The organism is Pseudomonas sp. NPDC087614, assembly GCF_044743485.1.
Lineage (GTDB): Bacteria > Pseudomonadota > Gammaproteobacteria > Pseudomonadales > Pseudomonadaceae > Aquipseudomonas > Aquipseudomonas baetica_A.
Genome location: NZ_JBIUWN010000030.1, coordinates 26353 through 42884, shown reverse-complemented (window position 1 = coordinate 42884; position 16532 = coordinate 26353). Strand labels below are relative to the sequence as shown.

Here is a 16532-nt window from a genome sequence, read left to right as displayed (position 1 = left end):
TAGAACTCAGCTTATGAACGTAACGATTTTGCATGGCTACAGTGCGTCCAACTCCGGTGACGGCCTGCTCGTGGATCTGGCGATTGCCCTGGTGCAGCGCAACTTTGGCGACGACACGGCGATCAGTGTCGTGGCTTCCGATCCCGAGTCCTTCAGCTACCTGCCGCACCCGCGTTTTGACGCGCCAGTGATGGCGGCCAAGGGATTGGGGCGGGTCAAGCAAGCGGTGTTCCTAAATCAGTCTTACGCAGGCCTTGCTGACCTGCTGAAGAAAACCGATCTGATTGTCGGCGTCGGCGGTGGCTACATGCGCTCCAAAAGTGCCTTCGAGCACATCAAGTTGAAACTGGGCCACGCCAAGCAACTGGAAACCGCGATCCTCAGTAACGTCCCTTCGATTTATCTGCCGCAAAGCATTGGGCCCTTCCATGGCGAGAGCCGCAAGATCGTCGAGCACTACGCCAGCGCCGATGCGGTGTTCGTGCGCGACAACCGCTCCTCGGCGATGTTCGACGCCTGTGCAAACGTGTACCGCGCGCCGGATCTGGCGGTGCAGTCATTGGCCAGCAAAATCCTGCAGCAGCCGAAATTCACCCGTTGCGCGTCGTCGCCGGCAACCGTCTGCGTGGTGCTGCGCAAGCCGCCGCAGTGGAGCAAGGAAAAGAAAATCGCCTACGTGGCCAACCTGAAGTTGTTGCTGCAGCGGTTGAAGGGCAAAAGCAAAGTCGTCTGCGCCGTCCAGAGCGCCGTTCGCGGCAACGATGACGGCGCGTTTTATCGCGAACTGGGCATTACCGAAGACCTGCTGCCCTTGAAGGCGACGCTGGCCAAATATCAGCCGGATCTGGTGATCTCCGTGCGTTTGCATGGCGCCATCGAATCGCTGCTCAGCGGCGTTCCGGCGTATCACATCAGCTACGAGCGCAAAGGTTTTGGCGCCTATCAGGACATGGGCGTGGAAGACTGGGTGATCAACGGTGGCGACATCAATGTCGACACCATCCTCGACACGGTTTACGCGCCGAACGCACTGGCGAATTTTGGCAAGCGCCTGACTGACACCTGCCGCGAGATCGAGGCGAAAACCGTGGCCATGGACGACATCATCAAAGGTGTCGTTCGATGATATTTCGGCTACTGCTTCGCGGCGGAGCATTGGGCGCGAAGTTTTTGCTGGTGCTGGCCATCACCCATTTCCTCGGTTACGAGGCGTTGGGTTTTTACGGCGTGGTCATGGCGGCCTCGTTGATCGCGTCGAAGTTCTACAGCGTCGGTTTCAGTTCCGAGATCAATCGGTTGATCAGCGTGGGTGGCAGTTCGCGCCGGGTCGTCGACAAGGTCTTGCTGCTGTATCTGGCGGTGGGGCTGGTGTTGTCGCTGGTGACCGTGGGGATTTATTCACTGTTCCAGCAGGTCGAGGCGACGAGCGCGCTGATCCTCTGCGTGACGCTGGTGTTGCTCACGGAACACCTGTCGTTTGAACTCAACGCCTTCGTGTTTTCCGCGCAGAAAGCCACGGCGGGCGCGCTGCTGTTTTTCATCAAAACCGGGCTGTGGGCGGTTTTGGCGGTGGGCGGGATGATGCTCGGCTGGATCTCGGGGATTGTCAGTGTGTTGTGGCTGTGGGTTGCCGCCAACGTGCTGGTGATCGTCGCCGGTTACCTGATAGTGGTGAACGTTCACAAAGGCCGGACGAGCGGCACGCTAGCCACGGCCACCGTGTGGAAGGCCGGGTTGCCGTTTTATCTCGGCACCGGATTGATCGCGTTGAGTCAGTACGCCGAACGCTTTCTGATCATTGATCTGGAACCCTACGCCAGCCTCGGTAAATACGTGTACGCGTGGTCGGCGGCCAACACCTTGCAGGCTCTGTCTTACGCGGTGGTGGCGGTGGTGGGCATTCCGGTACTGGCCAAGCGGTTTCAGGCCGATCAACAGCCGTTCACGGTCAAGCAATTGTTCGTGAACAAATGGGTGATGCGCTCGCTGCTGGTGTCTGCGGCGGTCGCGGTGGCGATTTATCTGTTCTTTAACGTGGTGCTCGATTACGTCGCCACCCCTGTGCCGCGTCCAGACAACGCGATCCTCGTCGTACTGATTTTTTCCTTTGCGTTGCGCGCCATTGGCGACATCGTCTGGGGTGGTTTGATCGCTTCGAAGAACAGCCGCGTATCACTGCTCAGTGCAGCCATTTGCCTGTTGATTTCGGTGCCGGTCAGCTACGTGCTGATCAAGCACTATTCGATCTACGGCGCCGCGTGGGGCAACGTCTTTGCGGTCATCGTTCAGCTCGGCGTCATTGCCGTGTTGACCCGTGTGACCCGGGCGAAAAAGGCCGTGCTGTCATGGGCCTGAAGCTGCCGTGCATCGAGTTTCGTGGCAAGAAACTCGATTCGTCGATCTCGTTCCTGATTTTGTTCACCGGGTTGTTTCTGTCGGTGGCCATGCCGCTGCTGATCCCCCGCGATCCGGGGCCGGATGCGATGACGTTGTGGTCGTCCTACGCCCGTGCCGACAACTGCAATTTCTGGAACCCGTTCTCGCCGGATCGTTCGTCCTACGAATGTTCGGCGTTCCTGCTGCGGCCCACCGGGATCAACCTGACCAACGCCTGGGCCTACGGGATGTTCTGCAATTTTTTCCTCACGGCGATTCCGGTGGTGGTGTTCCGGCGCATGCCGCTGGCGATTTTCGGCACCCTGTGTCTGTGGGGCATCGTTCGCTCGTTTTTCCTGGAAAACCTGACCAAGGAAATCATCGTGTCGGTGGCCGTGTTGAGTATTTTGCTCAGCTCGTTGACGCGCAAATACCGTGGCGGGTTTTTTCTGTCGGCGGTGATCTACGGCGTGCTGATCCGGCCCTACTGGATTCTGTTTTCGCTGTCCTGGGTCGGCGTCTGCGTGATGAAGAAGTACGTCTCGCGCTTCACTTTTTTCCTGATGCTGTTCCTGTTCTACCTGGCCGTTGCGATGGCCATTCAGGTGGCGCTCGGGTTTCCGGTGTCGTCGATCCGTGCCAGCAACAACGAGTTGCGCACGGCGGGCGAGGAGGGGTCGAAATCGTTGATCGTGTCCTGGCTCAGTGGCGGTGACTTCGTCTCGCAGGCGCTGGACTCGATGATCATCTTCTTCCGGCTGTCGTTCCCGGTGGAGTTGATTCTGTTGTCCGGGCCGGGGCAGGTGATCTTCGTCGCATTGATGATCATGACCGCGCTGCTGCTGTTCAAAGTCATCACTTCGACCGACTACAAAGGTGCGCCGATCCAGACCAAACCCAAGGAGCTGATCGCGATACCGCTGGCGTTTTTGCTGGTGCAGGGCCTGTTCGAACCGGACTTCGGTTCCTTCGCCCGGCACTTCTCCATGGTGGTGCCGGTGCTGTTTGTCGGTCTGGGATTGATGCTGCGGGCCAACAAACCCGTGCAGGTCGAATCAAGAATTCTGAATTGAGGCAGGTGCTTTATGTCGAGCAAGAAAAAGTCCCTGGAGATCGAAACCCTGCGCGGCCTGGCATGCCTGCTGTTGGTGCTCTATCACGTCATCGGTCCGTTGGGCGGTGGTTTGAAAATAGACATCGGCTCGCCGTTTCGAGTGATCGCCGACTCGATGGTGTATGTGCGCATGCCGCTGTTCACCTTCATTTCCGGGTACATCTACGCCCTCTACAAAATTCGCGGCAATGACTTTTCCGCGTTCTTCGCCGGTAAGGTGCGGCGGCTGATCGTGCCGTTGTTCTGCGTGGGCGTGCCGTTCTCGGTATTGCAAGCGGTGGGGCCAGGGGTCAACAAGGACGTTGGTGTGATCGACGCGTTGTTGTCGTTCTGGGTGCCGATCAACCACTTCTGGTTCCTGCAGGCGGTGTTCATCATTTTCATGTTCGTCGGCTTGCTGGAGTGGCGTGGCTTGCTGCGTTCGGCAACGCGCTTGTACCTGCTGTTTGCTTTCGCGGCGGCGGTGTTTTTGCTGCCGCCGTTCACGTTCGATGCCTTCGGCATCAATGGCGCCCTTTACCTGTTGCCGTTTTTTGTGGCGGGGATGATTGGTCAGGCAAACGTCAGCCAGTTGAAGCAGACATTCAAGGTGATCGGCCCGCTGGTGTTCGTGCTGATTTCGCTGGCCTTGCTGTACGTGGCGGCGGAGGACCGGGCGTTGATCGTCGACCGTCGCAGCCTGATCGGGTTGACCGTCGGCTGCGTCTCTTGCTTGGCACTGTTGTCGAGTGACATGCGCTCGAAGTGGCTGACGTGGTTGGGCGGCTATTCCTATGCGATTTTCCTGTTCCATGTGCTGTTCGCCGCCACGTCGCGGTTCGTACTGGGACGGTTGGGCGTGAAGGATGAAAGCCTTCTGGTACTCGGCGGCGTTGCGTGTGGCTTGCTGGGGCCGGTGGTGCTGTCGCTGGTTTTCAGTCGATTCAACTTCACGTCTGTGCTGTTTTTGGGTGAGCGGGCGGCGGTGAAGAAACCGGTGGCGACCATCGCACCGGTTGCGCAGATCAATCGCTAGAAGCTTCGCGGGCATCTCAGACTGAAGGAATTGATCCATGGTTGCAGTCGATGACGGCCAGCCTGTTGCGGCGTCGGTGATAGAGGTCGGTGATGCGCGCGAGCGCTTTGCAAAGTGGCGAGAAGGCCAGGCCGGCAAAGTGTTGTCGGTCTCGGTGATCGGCGACAGCTACAGCGCCGGGCAGGATTTCTATCTGAACAAACTGGTGCAACGAGTAGCCGGGGAGGTCGGTTTCGCCGGGCCTGGCTACGTTGGTTTCAACCATGGCGCAGCACTGGGCGGCACGCATTTCAAATACACCCGCCGCAGTGAAAAGTACTTTGGTGGTGACTGGCGGGTGTCTGGCCTCGGCCAGGCCAGCCCGGATAGCCGCACCCTCACCGGCCGGCCCGGTTCATGGCTGCAAATAGACGCCCGCCCGACACCGGCCATCGATACCGTGATTACTCAGGCAAAGTTGCTTTACCTCGGCAACGGTCAATCCAGTGAAATCCGCTACCGCTGGACGCCATCCGAGAACTGGCGACCCTTGACGCTCGCAGGTGTCGGGGTTCAGGAGGTGCCATTGCCGGGCACACCGGCCGCGGCTGATTGGGCATTCAAACTGGAAGTGGTGAAAGGCGCGCCCACGCTGTTCGGCGTCTGGATGGGCAATGATCAGAACGGCATTCGCGTCTCCAAACTGGCCGCGTCCGGCGCAGCGTCCGCCGATTTCTATCACCGCGATCCACAGTGGCAGATGCAGTGGAAAGCCGTGGTGGCGAAGATCCCTGCCGATATTTACCTGATCATGCTCGGTGGCAACGATCAGGGCTTTGGTGTGACGCCTGCGCAGTATCTGCAGAACGTTCAGGGCCTGGTGGGGATGATCCGCGAGATTCAACCGGCGGCGAGCATCAACCTGATCATGCGGCAGGACACCACGCGCTCCAGTGCCTATCCGATGTCGGCTTACGCACAGGTTTTAGCGCCTTGGGCACGGGAACAGCATCTGGGTTACGCCAACCTGCAATGTGCGTTCGGCGCCGACGTCAAACGTTACGCCGCTACGATGATCGGCCCGGACAAGATCCATCCGCAGCCCGCCACGGGCGGCAAGGTGATTGCCGATTATTTCTACCGCTGGATCGTGGGTGGCAGGGAAGGCAGCTGCAACGAAGCACCTGCCCTGTAACCCACTTGGATCAGCTTGAAACGGAGGGTGTTCAAGCTTTTTCGAACGTGTCCAACTGACTCAACAGTTCGGCGGTTTTCTGCGGCATCAACCGCGTATCACAACGGGTTTCCACGTTGATGATGATCCCCGGATCGTTGCAGCAGATGCGTACGCGAAAGCGCCAGTCGCTGAGTATCACTTTCAGGCCATCGCGGTCATCCATCTCCAGTGCCTGCTCACCATAGATGCTTTTCAAATGCGCGAGCAGGGGATAGGGATCGGACATCGACCGGCGAATATCACCGGACGAAGGAAACATGCCGATGCGCTCAACCAGCAAAATCGTGCCCAGCCACGACTCATTGGCGCTGGGCAATGGCTGATGGCGTGACAACCAGCTCATCACCCCTTGGTTGCCCACTTCTCGTTCAATGTCTGCCGAATGTTGTGCAATGTTCATGGTTGTCTGCCTGAAGTGGAGAGTGGGCGGGGGATGTGGCCGGTTCAGCGGCCCTTGAGGTACACGTTTTCGTAGCAGAAGTTGGTCGCCTGCAGATACCCTTCGGCGTCGCCGCAGTCAAAGCGCAAACCCTTGAATTTGTAGGCCAGCACGCAACCGTTCTGCGCCTGTTTCATCAACGCGTCGGTGATCTGGATCTCGCCACCTTTGCCTGGCTGGGTGTCGGCGATCAGGTCGAAGATGTCCGGTGTCAGAATGTAGCGGCCGATGATCGCCAGGTTCGAGGGGGCGTCCTGCGGCGCAGGTTTCTCCACCATGTTGTTGACCCGGTAGATGCCATCGGAAATCAACTCACCGGCGATCACGCCGTACTTGTGCGTCTGGTCGGCCGGGACTTCCTGGATGGCGACGATCGAGCAGCGGAATTTTTTGTAGAGCCGGATCATCTGGCTGAGTACGCCGTCACCTTCCAGGTTCAGGCACAAGTCATCGGCCAGTACCACGGCGAACGGTTCGTCGCCGATCAGTGGCCGACCGCTGAGAATCGCGTGGCCCAGGCCCTTCATTTCCACCTGGCGGGTGTAGGAGAAGGTGCAGGTGTCGATCAGCGCTCGGGTGCCGGCGAGGAATTTTTCCTTCTCGGTGCCGCGAATCTGGTGTTCGAGTTCGTAGCTGATGTCGAAGTGGTCTTCCAGCGCACGCTTGCCGCGGCCAGTAACGATGGCCATGTGTTGCAGACCGGCGTCCCGCGCTTCTTCAACGGCGTACTCGATCAACGGCTTGTTGACGATCGGCAACATTTCCTTGGGCATCGCTTTAGTGGCCGGCAAGAAACGCGTGCCATAGCCGGCAGCGGGGAACAAACATTTACGAATCATAAAAGTATCCTGGACAGTCATGGAACACAGGCGACGATGGCAGGCCATAACAAATGGCTGCAAGTTTCAATGATGATTGAAGGTCTACTTTAATACCTGAGTCAGGTTGTTAATGGCAATGAATCGAGGGGGTAAAACATGGCAATGTTATGAGATGTCGGTCAGCGCGTTATTAGTTATTTTTAGTCGGTATCTGTTGATAGTGACAAGCACACTTGCAGTGCTAATAAGTACCGGGCAATAGAGTGTGACCTGCAAAGATATTTATTGCCAGTCATTGAACCAGTTTTGTTTTCGGTTGTTGTCGCCTTGTTTGTGTGGTGTACCACACAAAATCCAACAATGAGGCTTGACACGCTACTTGGCACTTATTCAATAACGGACCGCGCTATGAAAATTCTGGTAACCGGTGGTGCCGGCTATATTGGCTCGCACACCACACTTGCGCTGCTTGAAGCAGGTTATGAAGTTGTCGTGCTGGATAATCTGTGCAACAGCAGTGAAGCGGCGTTGCATGCGATAGAAGCCATCTGCGGCAAAAGTGCCTGGATGATTCGAGGCGATGTCTGTGACAGAGCCTTGCTCGACCGGATTTTCCGCGAGCACGCGATCGAGGCCGTGCTGCATTTTGCCGGGCTCAAGGCGGTGGGCGAGAGCGTGCGCAAGCCGCTTGCGTATTACGAAACCAACGTCAGCGGCAGCATCACGCTGTGCCAGGCGATGGCAGCGGCGGGGGTGTTTAACCTGGTGTTCAGCTCATCGGCCACGGTGTATGGCGAGCCTGAGCAAATGCCGATCCGCGAAGATTTCCCCACCGGCAATCCGACCAATCCCTACGGCCAATCCAAGCTGATCGTAGAGAACGTGCTGCGCGACCTGTGTCAGTCCGAGCCGCGCTGGAGCATCGCCCTGTTGCGTTACTTCAACCCGATCGGCGCCCACGACAGCGGCCATATGGGCGAGGACCCCAGCGGCATCCCCAACAATCTGCTGCCCTACATCAGCCAGGTGGCGGTCGGTAGCCTGCAAGAGTTGTCGATCTTCGGCGACGATTACCCCACCGTCGACGGCACGGGCGTGCGCGACTACATCCATGTCGTCGATCTGGCGGACGGGCATTTGAAGGCCTTGCAGTCCATCACCGGGCGCACCGGCATTCATACCTGGAACCTGGGCACTGGTGACGGTTACAGCGTGCTGCAAGTGCTGCACGCCTTCGAGCAGGCGAGCGGGCAGCCCGTTCCGTATCGGGTCATGCCGCGTCGCTCGGGCGATATTGCCGAGAGCTGGGCCGATGCCTCCAAGGCGGCGAGAGAACTGGGCTGGAAAGCCACGCGCAACTTGCAGGACATGGTCACCGACACTTGGCGCTGGCAATCGAATCATCCCAAGGGTTACTTGCGATGATGGCTATTTAACCCAATGTTATTTTCAGTCAGGTTGTTAGATAACGTCGGGAAATTACACTGGCAATGCTTATTGCAAGTCCGTAGATATAAACCTGCCGTTCGACTTTTATCAGTTGGGTAAGACTGTGAAAGAACAACGGATCTTGTTCGCGCTTTTTGCGGACTTGAACTCTACCACCTCTAGCACACACCCGATTTCGATCAGGTTGAATGTTAGAAAGGAGTTGATATGAAAAAAGTGATGGCAATTGCCCTGTTGACGATGTTGAGCAACTGGGCAGCCGCCGCTGAAGCGCCGCTGACAGCGGTAACCAATGTAGGTGGCAATGTAGCGGCTTCTCAAGCGCCTGCAGCCAGTACTGCAATGGTTGCCAGTGCTGTAGCGGCGTCCAACAGCGGTGGCAGTGCCAACGGCGGTACCACCGGTACGACGGGTACCACCGGTACCACCGGTACGCACAACTAACAGGAACATTTGTTAGTGCAGTACAAGGTCGCCCGACGTAAGTCGGGTGACTTTGTTTTTGGATTCGCCCTTGAATAGCGTAGTGCCATTATGACTCGTAGTTTTTCTCTTTTAATGTTGGCAAGTCTCGCTTTGCAAGGTTGCATGTTTTCCCCCGGCCAATACCTGAGCACCGGTGACATCACCCGCCAAGGGGCCAGTGAAAGTAGCCGGGTCGAGCTGATTCCGATCACCCCCAAACTGATTGCCATGAACCGCGCCACGCAAAAGCGTGAGCCGGTGCCGGCGGCACTGTTGGCAACGCCGTCCGAGTACCTCATCGGCAACAACGATGTCTTGTACATCACGGTGTGGGATCACCCAGAGCTGACGGCCCCGTCCGGCGCGCAACAACAGATCGACGCCAATGGCCGTCTGGTGCGTTCCGATGGCACGCTTTATTACCCCTACATCAAGGAAGTCCAGGCCGCCGGGCGAACCATTCAGCAACTGCGCTCAGACATCGAACAGCGGCTGTCGGCCTTCATCGCCGAGCCGCAAGTGGATGTCGCGGTGTTGCGTTTCGCCAGCCAGAAAGTCGTGGTGACCGGCGCGGTGACCAAGGCCGGCCCACAAGCGATTTCCACCACTCCACTGAGTGTGGTCGAGGCCCTCGGCTCAGCCGGCATCGACACCAACAACGCTGACTTGTCCGGCCTGTTGCTGACGCGCCATGGGCAAACGTATCCGCTCAATCTCGACTCGCTCAACCAGCCGGATTCCGAGTTGCAGAACGTCTACCTCAAGGGTGGCGATAAGCTTTATCTGCCGTACAACGACAACAAGCGCATCTACGTCATGGGAGAGGTCAATCAGCCCCGTGCACTGAGCTTCAAGACCGCGACCATGAACCTCTCGGACGTGCTCGGCTCGGTCGGAGGCTTGAGTCAAACCACCTCCAACGGCAACGCGGTTTACGTCATTCGCGGGGTGGAAAACCTCGATGTCGAGCCGGCGAAGATCTACCAGTTGGAGGCCCAATCGCCGACCGCCATGGCGCTCGCTTCGCACTTCCAGGTGCGTCCTCAGGATGTTGTTTATGTCGGACCTGCCAACGTGACTCGCTGGAACCGCTTCATCAGCCAATTGGTGCCATCGGCATCGATTGTCGGTACGGGCGCTTCCGCTGCGAAGAACTGGAGCGAATACAGTAACAACACCAAATAAGGCCGCCGACTGTGAACACCTTGAAAGTGGGCGTCTGCCTGATAGCGGCCACGTTGTTGTGTGGCTGCAACCCGTTGATGAGCGCTTCGTTGAACAACCTCAAAGCGGCGGTCATCGGCCCGGATGAAGTGGACGTGTCGGCGGCCGAAGTGGCCGGGGTCAATTATCCGCAACTCAAACTGACCACGCCGTCCGGCTCCGGGGTGCTGGCGCTGGTGCGCGAGCGTGAGGATCTGCAGTTCTGGGTCGCCTCCGGCAAGCAGGTGTTGCTGCTTCGTAACGGCCTCGCCGTGCGCAGCGTTGGCCTGGGCTTGGAGGGCGATTTGGATGGCATGCGTCAGTCCGACGATTCGCCGTTCAAACAAGGCCTGCATCAGGTTGCGGACGGCTACACCACGCGGCGCTGGATCGACCTCTACAAAGGCCAGGAGGTTGGCGTCATCGTCAACAGCCGCTTCTCCCGCCGATCCACGCAAACCCTCAGAATTCTTGATAAGGACTACACCGTGCTGCGTGTCGATGAGCAGATTGATGCCCCGGCCATCGGCCTGCGGGCGACCAATCGTTATTGGGTCGATCCGCGTGACGGTTTCATTATGCAGAGCGAGCAACAACTGACCTCGCAGTTACGCGTGAAGATTGTGCAACTGACGCCTGACCGCAGGCACATCCCGTGAAGCGGCTCGGTATGTTATCGGCGAGTCTGATGTTGATCAGCGCAATGAGCCACGCCGCCGTCACCGTCAGTGGCGATGTCGCCAATCCCGGGCCGGTCGAGTTGCCGGCGAATGGGCGCTTGCTCGATGTGATCAACGAGGCCGTGCCCAATGCCGAGGGTTATTGGCTGGCGGGTGTGCTGCTGCGTCAGTCACTGCTGCAAGAGCAGGCGCGGCTCAAGGCCGGTGTGCTGTTTGATCTGGATGTGTTGCGGCGTATGGCCTTGCTCTTCGATCGACCGGGTCGCGCAGCGCTGGCTGCGCGGTTGATCGAGGACGTCCGGCAGATGCCGGTCACTGGCCGGCAGATCGCCGATCTCGATCCGGTGGCATTGGAAGTTGGCTTTGCGCGCAACATTCGTCTCGACAACGGTGATCGGCTGATCTACCCGAAGCGGGTCGACGAAGTTGAAGTGCTTGGTGCAGTCGCCGAGCCTTGCCACTTGCCGTATCAGCCCTTGCAGGAGGCTCGCGACTACCTGCAAGACTGCACGATTCTGGCCGATGCCGAGGCCGACTATCTGTGGCTGATCCAGCCCAACGGCACTTCGCGGCGCGTTGGCATTGCCCACTGGAATCGCGAAAGCGGCCAGCTTCCCGTTGCCGGCAGCAAGATTTTTGTACCGGTAAAAAATGATGATCTTGATCCGCCTGTTCCTGAGCTGAATCAGCAGTTGGCTGAATTGATTGCCACGCAGTTGGTTGAGGTGGTTCGTTGAATTTACGGTTTGCAGCTGTGTTGTTATTGCCATGCGGGTTGGTTCATGCCGAGCCGCGCATTACCCAGAATGACTTCGGTGGCACGGGGCTGTTGCAAACGCCGACGGCGCGCATGGCGCCGGCCGGCGAGTTGAGCGTCAACGCCAACCGCACCGAGCCTTACAGCCGCTACAGCGTTTCGTTGCAGCCGCTCGATTGGCTCGAAGGTTCCTTTCGCTACACCGCAATCACCAACCGGCCATACGGCTCCGAGGCGCTGAGTGGCAGCCAGAGCTATAAGGATAAGGCGGTCGACGCCAAGGTCCGGCTGTGGCAGGAGAGTCATTGGGCGCCCGAAGTGGCGCTGGGCTTCCGGGATATCGGGGGTACGGGTTTGTTCTCCAGTGAGTTTTTCGTCGCCAACAAGCGCTACGACAACTTCGATTTCAGCGCCGGTATCGCGTGGGGCTATATCGGCAATCGCGGCGACTTCGACAACCCGTTGGGCTACGCCGATGACCGTTTCAAAACCCGCCCGGCAACTGAAGGTACTGGTGACGTCAACGCCGGTTCGTACTTTCGCGGCAGCCCCTCGCTTTTTGGCGGCGTGAGCTACCAGACGCCCTGGGATCGCCTCAGCCTGAAACTCGAATACGAAGGCAACGATTACAAAAGCGAACCGAAGGACAACGTGATCAAACAGGACTCGCCGATCAACCTCGGTGCGGTGTTCAAGGTCACCGATTCGATCGACCTCAGTGCAGCGTGGGAGCGTGGTAATACAGCGATGTTTGGCGTGACGTTCCACACCAATTTCGTCAGCCGCAAAGCCCCGGCCAAAACGTACGATCCCACTCCAGAGCCGTTGCCGGCAAAAATGCCGACCACGTCGATGGAACAGGTCAATTGGGCCGACGTGTCGCAACGCCTGCAGCAGAATGCCGGCTATAAGGTCGAGCGCATCAGCCAGCGCGATCGCGAGTTGATCGTGTATGGCGAGCAACAGCGCTACTTCCATTCGTCCAAGGCGGTCGGCCGTGCGAGCCGGGTTCTCGACAACAGCGTCAACGACGACATCGACTGGTTCACCCTGGTCAACAAACGCTACGACCTGCCGCTGGAAGAAACCAGCGTACCGCGCCAGACCTTCCGTGAAGTGATCAACAACGAAGAGCCGCTGGAGTCGTTGCACCGCACCACCGAGATCAACCCGGCGATGCCGCGCAACGAGAAGACTCTCTACACCGAAGCACCGCAGCACTTCAGTTATGGCGTTGGATTGGGCTTCAAACAGAACGTTGGCGGCCCCGATGGTTTGCTCTATCAGTTCAGTGCCGATGCGGACGCCGAATACCGCTTCAACCGCAACACCTGGTGGAGCGGCCTGCTCAGCGCCAACCTGGCGAACAACTTCGACAAGTTTTCCTACGATGCGCCGAGCGGCTTGCCGCGCGTGCGCACGGATTTACGTCAATACCTGACCACCTCCGAAGTGACCATGCCGTTGTTCCAGGTCAGCCATGCCGAACAGTTGGATAAAGACCTGTATGGCATGGTGTACGGCGGGTATCTGGAGTCGATGTTTGCCGGGGTTGGCGGGGAAGTACTGTTCCGTCCGACGGGTGAGCGTTGGTCGGTGGGAGCGGATCTCAACTACGTGCGTCAGCGCGATTTTGATCAGGGCTTCGCGCTGCGTGACTACTCGGTAGTGACCGGGCACATCACGGGCTACACCGACCTGCCCTACGACACGCTGGCGGCCGTCAGCGTCGGCCGATACCTGGCCGGCGACTGGGGCGGCACGCTGGACATCTCGCGTGAGTTTTTCAACGGCGTACGCTTTGGGGCCTGGGCGACGATCACCACCGCCGGCAGTGCCGAGTACGGTGAAGGTAGCTTCGACAAAGGCATCTACCTGTCCATTCCGTTCGACGAAATGATGAGCATGTCCACCATGCGCCGCGCCAACCTGGTGTGGGCGCCACTGACTCGTGACGGTGGCGCAAGGCTCAATCGCAGCTATCAATTGCACTCAATGACCGATAGCCGGGAAGGGGACATGTTCTATCGCAACTTCGAGAAGATCACCGAGTAACCCTCGCTAAACCGGTGGGACCCCCTGTGGAGCAGGCTTGCTCGCGACGGCGTCGGCACATCCAGCATTAATGTTGCCTGACCCACCGCCATCGCGGGCAAGCCACGCTCCCACCGTGTTATCTGCCGAACCCCGACCCCGCTGCCCGCCGAGACTCCCTGTGGGAGCGGGCTTGCTCGCGAAGGCGTCGGCACATTCAACATCGATGTCGCCTGCCCCCCCCAAAAAAACAACAGGCACAAAAAAGGGGACTTTCGTCCCCTCGCGGTGTTAAGCCCTCAACCTCAGTAAATATCCTTCGACAGCAGTGTAAACGGTGTCTTCACCAGGATCTTCAGATCCAGCCACAATGACCAGCTATTGATGTATTGCAGGTCGATCTCAACACGCTTTTGCATCTTGTCGATGGTGTCCGTCTCGCCTCGGCAGCCGCTGATTTGAGCAAGCCCGGTGATCCCCGGTTTAATCCGGTGACGCGCCATGTAGGCAAGGATCTTCCCCGAGTAAAAATGGTTGTGCGCGACAGCATGGGGACGCGGCCCCACCAGGGCCATATGCCCTTGCAGCACGTTGAACAATTGCGGCAACTCGTCCAGCGATGTGCGACGGATAAAGCGGCCGACCGCCGTAATACGCGAGTCGTTACGGCTGGCCTGTTTCACTTCATGGTCATCGTGCATACGCATCGAGCGGAACTTCCAGACCTTGATCACCTTGCCGTTCCAGCCATGGCGATCCTGCTTGAAGAACACCGGGCCGGGCGAGTTGAGTTTGACCGCCAGCGCAATGACCAGTAGCACCGGACTCAGCAGGATGATGGCCAGCAGCGCCACACTTTTCTCCATCAGGCTTTTGCTCAGGGCCGCCGTCGGGCGGCTGGTCAGCGGGCTCTCGTTCAGGTAGATCGCCGGCAGACCGTCCACGACTTTCACCGAGTGATTGAGCAGCGTCAGGCTGTTCAGATCCGGCACCCAGACAACGTCCACGTTGGCCCCCAGTAAATCGACATACATCGCTTCGATTTTCGCCGCTTCGCACAGCGGCAGCGTGATGTACAAGCGGCGGATGTCATGGGCCTCGATCAGCGTCAGCAACTCTTCCTGAGCGCCGACGATGCGCGGTGCGTCCGAGTCCAGGGCCGGCAGATCACCGTTGCTGACCAGACCCACCAACGGCAGGTTCTCCAGTTGGTTGAGCTTCTTCGCCAAGCCCAGTGCCAGTTCGCCTGTTCCTACAATCAGGGTCTTGTGCTCGCTTTTACGCGAGCGCTGATAGAACTTCGAAAACGCATGCAGCGGCGCGTACAGCAGTGCCTGACCCAGGAAGCCATACACCGCCCAACTCAGAATCACCTGTCGTGAGAACAGTTCATCGGCCTTGCAGACAAAGGCGATGAAGGCCAGCGCCGCCATGGTCATGGACCAGCCCATCAACAGCCGACCCAACCCGGTCAGGTAATTGTCGCGTTTGCGATAAACGCCGCTAAACGTGTAAGCCGGGACCGAGGCCAATACCGCCAGCGTTGCGCACATTCGGTAGTAGAACGCCACGGTACCGGTGTGCTGTTCAGCGAGCATGAACAACAGCGTTACAACAAAGCCCTGTGCCAGCGCCCATTGGCCCCAAAAGGTCAGTCCTTTGAGGCCTGCGCTTCGATTGATACTAAGAGAAAGATCCATACGATATCCCCAAAAGACGTCCATTCAGGTTTCAACAGTTGAAAACCGAGTTGTTAGTCAGAGTTATTGTTTTTGTTTTAACGAGTGTCCTGAGGTAACAACGTCGATAGGCCGAACTGTCGTCAATCAATAGACTAAGTTATTGTCGGGGATGGTGTCTGACGAGTTCTAACAAGGTGGCATAGTGCCAACTTTTTAATAATTAAATAGAGGGGTGTTAGAAAAGGTCGTGGAGGAGGGGGTGAATAGGTGATGTCGTTTTTGTTACTGTTGTCGGGTGGAGGCAGGGATGTCTTATTTGGCGAAGGGAGGTAAAGTCAAACAGAGTGCTCTTCTTGTTTTTGTAATCGCACTGTTATCTGTTTGCTTTGTATGGAGCGGTCGCCGTGTTTACGCGACGATTTCCTGGATGAGGCAATAACCGCGATTTCTTACGGCACGGAACAATCGCTCACCCTTGCTGGCGCTTTTGAATTTGTCTTGCAGGCGACTCAGGCACATTTCCAGGCCGCGATACTGCTCCGGCTCTCGGCCGATGCTGAGGATCAGGTCATCGCGACTGACAACACGCTCTTCATGGTTAAGCATTTTCTTGACCAATGTTGTTTCCAGGCCAGTCAGACTGATTTCGACGCCTTCTTTGCTCAGTGCGCCCTGATCATCAAGATGCCAGGTTTCGCTGCAAGGCGTGTCGTCCATGATGACTGGAGGCGTGTTTGCCGGAACGCTGTGAAATGGATTCGCCGACTGTGCAGCCAGCCATTCGGACTCAAGAGTGGCCAATATTCGCTGTGTGTCATGTTCAATCGTGCGGGCGACGTTTCTTCGGGTGCCGTTTGCGTAGGTGAACTCCATCAGCATGGGGGCGGAAGAGGGCGAAGTAGCACCTTCAATAAACATTTGTGCCTGAGACGTACCAAACGAATTGAAGCGCTTGCTGGACAGCATGCTCTCAAGTTCACGCTGAGAACTTGTACTGTGAGTCACGACAACAAAATATTTTCTTGGGAGGGTTGTACTAGTTTCCATGTCTCTCTCCTAAATACACACCAAAAATGGCTAAAAGATAAATCGGCAGGCGAGCAATGACTTCCTTGGAAGTAATCGATAGGCAGGGTCTGGGCCCAATGATAGCTCTCGATGAATTCCACTCGATCTGCTGCTATGTTGTTGAATTTATTATTATGTTGGCGTGCTCATTCAAGCGCTTTGTTATTAGTAGGCGTGAGGTATAACTAGAGCTATATGGTTGCATCAGACGAT

Annotated in this window: 15 protein-coding genes; 11 read left to right on the top strand and 4 right to left on the bottom strand. The window is 57.6% G+C overall.

Going from position 1 to position 16532, the window contains the following annotated elements; all coding sequences use genetic code 11:
* Nucleotides 1-13: 13 nt before the first annotated feature.
* Genes ACIOWA_RS13560 through ACIOWA_RS13540 form a run of 5 tightly spaced genes read left to right on the top strand, consistent with a single transcriptional unit; the run spans nt 14 to nt 5679 of the window.
* Nucleotides 14-1126, top strand: coding sequence for a polysaccharide pyruvyl transferase family protein (locus ACIOWA_RS13560; protein WP_339433359.1), 1113 nt, complete (start codon nt 14-16; stop codon nt 1124-1126).
* Complete coding sequence (locus ACIOWA_RS13555) at nt 1123-2355, top strand: polysaccharide biosynthesis C-terminal domain-containing protein (RefSeq protein ID WP_401160232.1); 1233 nt, start codon at nt 1123-1125, stop codon at nt 2353-2355. The genes ACIOWA_RS13560 and ACIOWA_RS13555 overlap by 4 nt, the downstream gene beginning before the upstream one ends.
* Nucleotides 2346-3449, top strand: coding sequence for a hypothetical protein (locus ACIOWA_RS13550; protein ID WP_339433357.1), 1104 nt, complete (start codon nt 2346-2348; stop codon nt 3447-3449). Before ACIOWA_RS13555 ends, ACIOWA_RS13550 begins: the two co-directional genes overlap by 10 nt.
* 12 nt (nt 3450-3461) lie before the next feature.
* On the top strand, nt 3462-4505 hold the full coding sequence (locus ACIOWA_RS13545; protein WP_339433356.1) for an acyltransferase: 1044 nt from the start codon (nt 3462-3464) through the stop codon (nt 4503-4505).
* Nucleotides 4506-4542: 37 nt separating this feature from the next.
* On the top strand, nt 4543-5679 hold the full coding sequence (locus ACIOWA_RS13540; RefSeq protein ID WP_401160229.1) for an SGNH/GDSL hydrolase family protein: 1137 nt from the start codon (nt 4543-4545) through the stop codon (nt 5677-5679).
* Nucleotides 5680-5710: 31 nt separating this feature from the next.
* On the opposite strand, the gene ACIOWA_RS13535 is transcribed toward ACIOWA_RS13540, so the two are convergent.
* Both ACIOWA_RS13535 and galU read right to left on the bottom strand, forming a co-directional pair.
* Nucleotides 5711-6121 carry a mannose-1-phosphate guanylyltransferase gene (locus ACIOWA_RS13535; protein ID WP_401160227.1) on the bottom strand — a complete coding sequence of 137 codons (411 nt, stop codon included), beginning with the start codon at nt 6119-6121 and terminating at the stop codon, nt 5711-5713.
* A gap of 44 nt (nt 6122-6165) precedes the next feature.
* Nucleotides 6166-6999 carry a UTP--glucose-1-phosphate uridylyltransferase GalU gene (gene galU, locus ACIOWA_RS13530; RefSeq protein WP_339433353.1) on the bottom strand — a complete coding sequence of 278 codons (834 nt, stop codon included), beginning with the start codon at nt 6997-6999 and terminating at the stop codon, nt 6166-6168.
* 390 nt (nt 7000-7389) lie between these two features.
* Here galU and galE point away from each other — a divergent pair, with 390 nt between their 5' ends.
* From galE to ACIOWA_RS13500, 6 genes are all read left to right on the top strand, one after another.
* Complete coding sequence (gene galE, locus ACIOWA_RS13525; protein WP_339433352.1) at nt 7390-8406, top strand: UDP-glucose 4-epimerase GalE; 1017 nt, start codon at nt 7390-7392, stop codon at nt 8404-8406.
* 231 nt (nt 8407-8637) lie between these two features.
* Nucleotides 8638-8874 (top strand): hypothetical protein, encoded by a 237-nt coding sequence (locus tag ACIOWA_RS13520; protein WP_129394762.1) that lies wholly within the window; start codon nt 8638-8640, stop codon nt 8872-8874.
* Nucleotides 8875-9018: 144 nt separating this feature from the next.
* Entirely contained in the window at nt 9019-10080 is a 1062-nt protein-coding gene (locus tag ACIOWA_RS13515; protein WP_339433351.1) for a polysaccharide biosynthesis/export family protein, read from the top strand.
* A gap of 11 nt (nt 10081-10091) precedes the next feature.
* The gene (locus ACIOWA_RS13510; protein WP_339433350.1) at nt 10092-10757 is read left to right on the top strand and encodes a YjbF family lipoprotein; all 666 of its coding nucleotides are present in this window, start codon (nt 10092-10094) and stop codon (nt 10755-10757) included.
* Nucleotides 10754-11515, top strand: a complete 762-nt coding sequence (locus ACIOWA_RS13505; RefSeq protein WP_401160224.1) for a capsule biosynthesis GfcC family protein — start codon at nt 10754-10756, stop codon at nt 11513-11515. Before ACIOWA_RS13510 ends, ACIOWA_RS13505 begins: the two co-directional genes overlap by 4 nt.
* A complete protein-coding gene (locus tag ACIOWA_RS13500; RefSeq protein ID WP_339433348.1) occupies nt 11512-13590 on the top strand; it encodes a YjbH domain-containing protein in 2079 nt (692 codons plus the stop codon). Before ACIOWA_RS13505 ends, ACIOWA_RS13500 begins: the two co-directional genes overlap by 4 nt.
* A gap of 284 nt (nt 13591-13874) precedes the next feature.
* Here the strand turns inward: ACIOWA_RS13500 and ACIOWA_RS13495 are convergent, their stop codons facing one another.
* Entirely contained in the window at nt 13875-15269 is a 1395-nt protein-coding gene (locus ACIOWA_RS13495) for an undecaprenyl-phosphate glucose phosphotransferase (RefSeq protein ID WP_339433347.1), read from the bottom strand.
* Nucleotides 15270-15659: 390 nt separating this feature from the next.
* On the bottom strand, nt 15660-16298 hold the full coding sequence (locus ACIOWA_RS13490) for a helix-turn-helix domain-containing protein (protein WP_401160222.1): 639 nt from the start codon (nt 16296-16298) through the stop codon (nt 15660-15662).
* Nucleotides 16299-16532 lie beyond the last annotated feature (234 nt).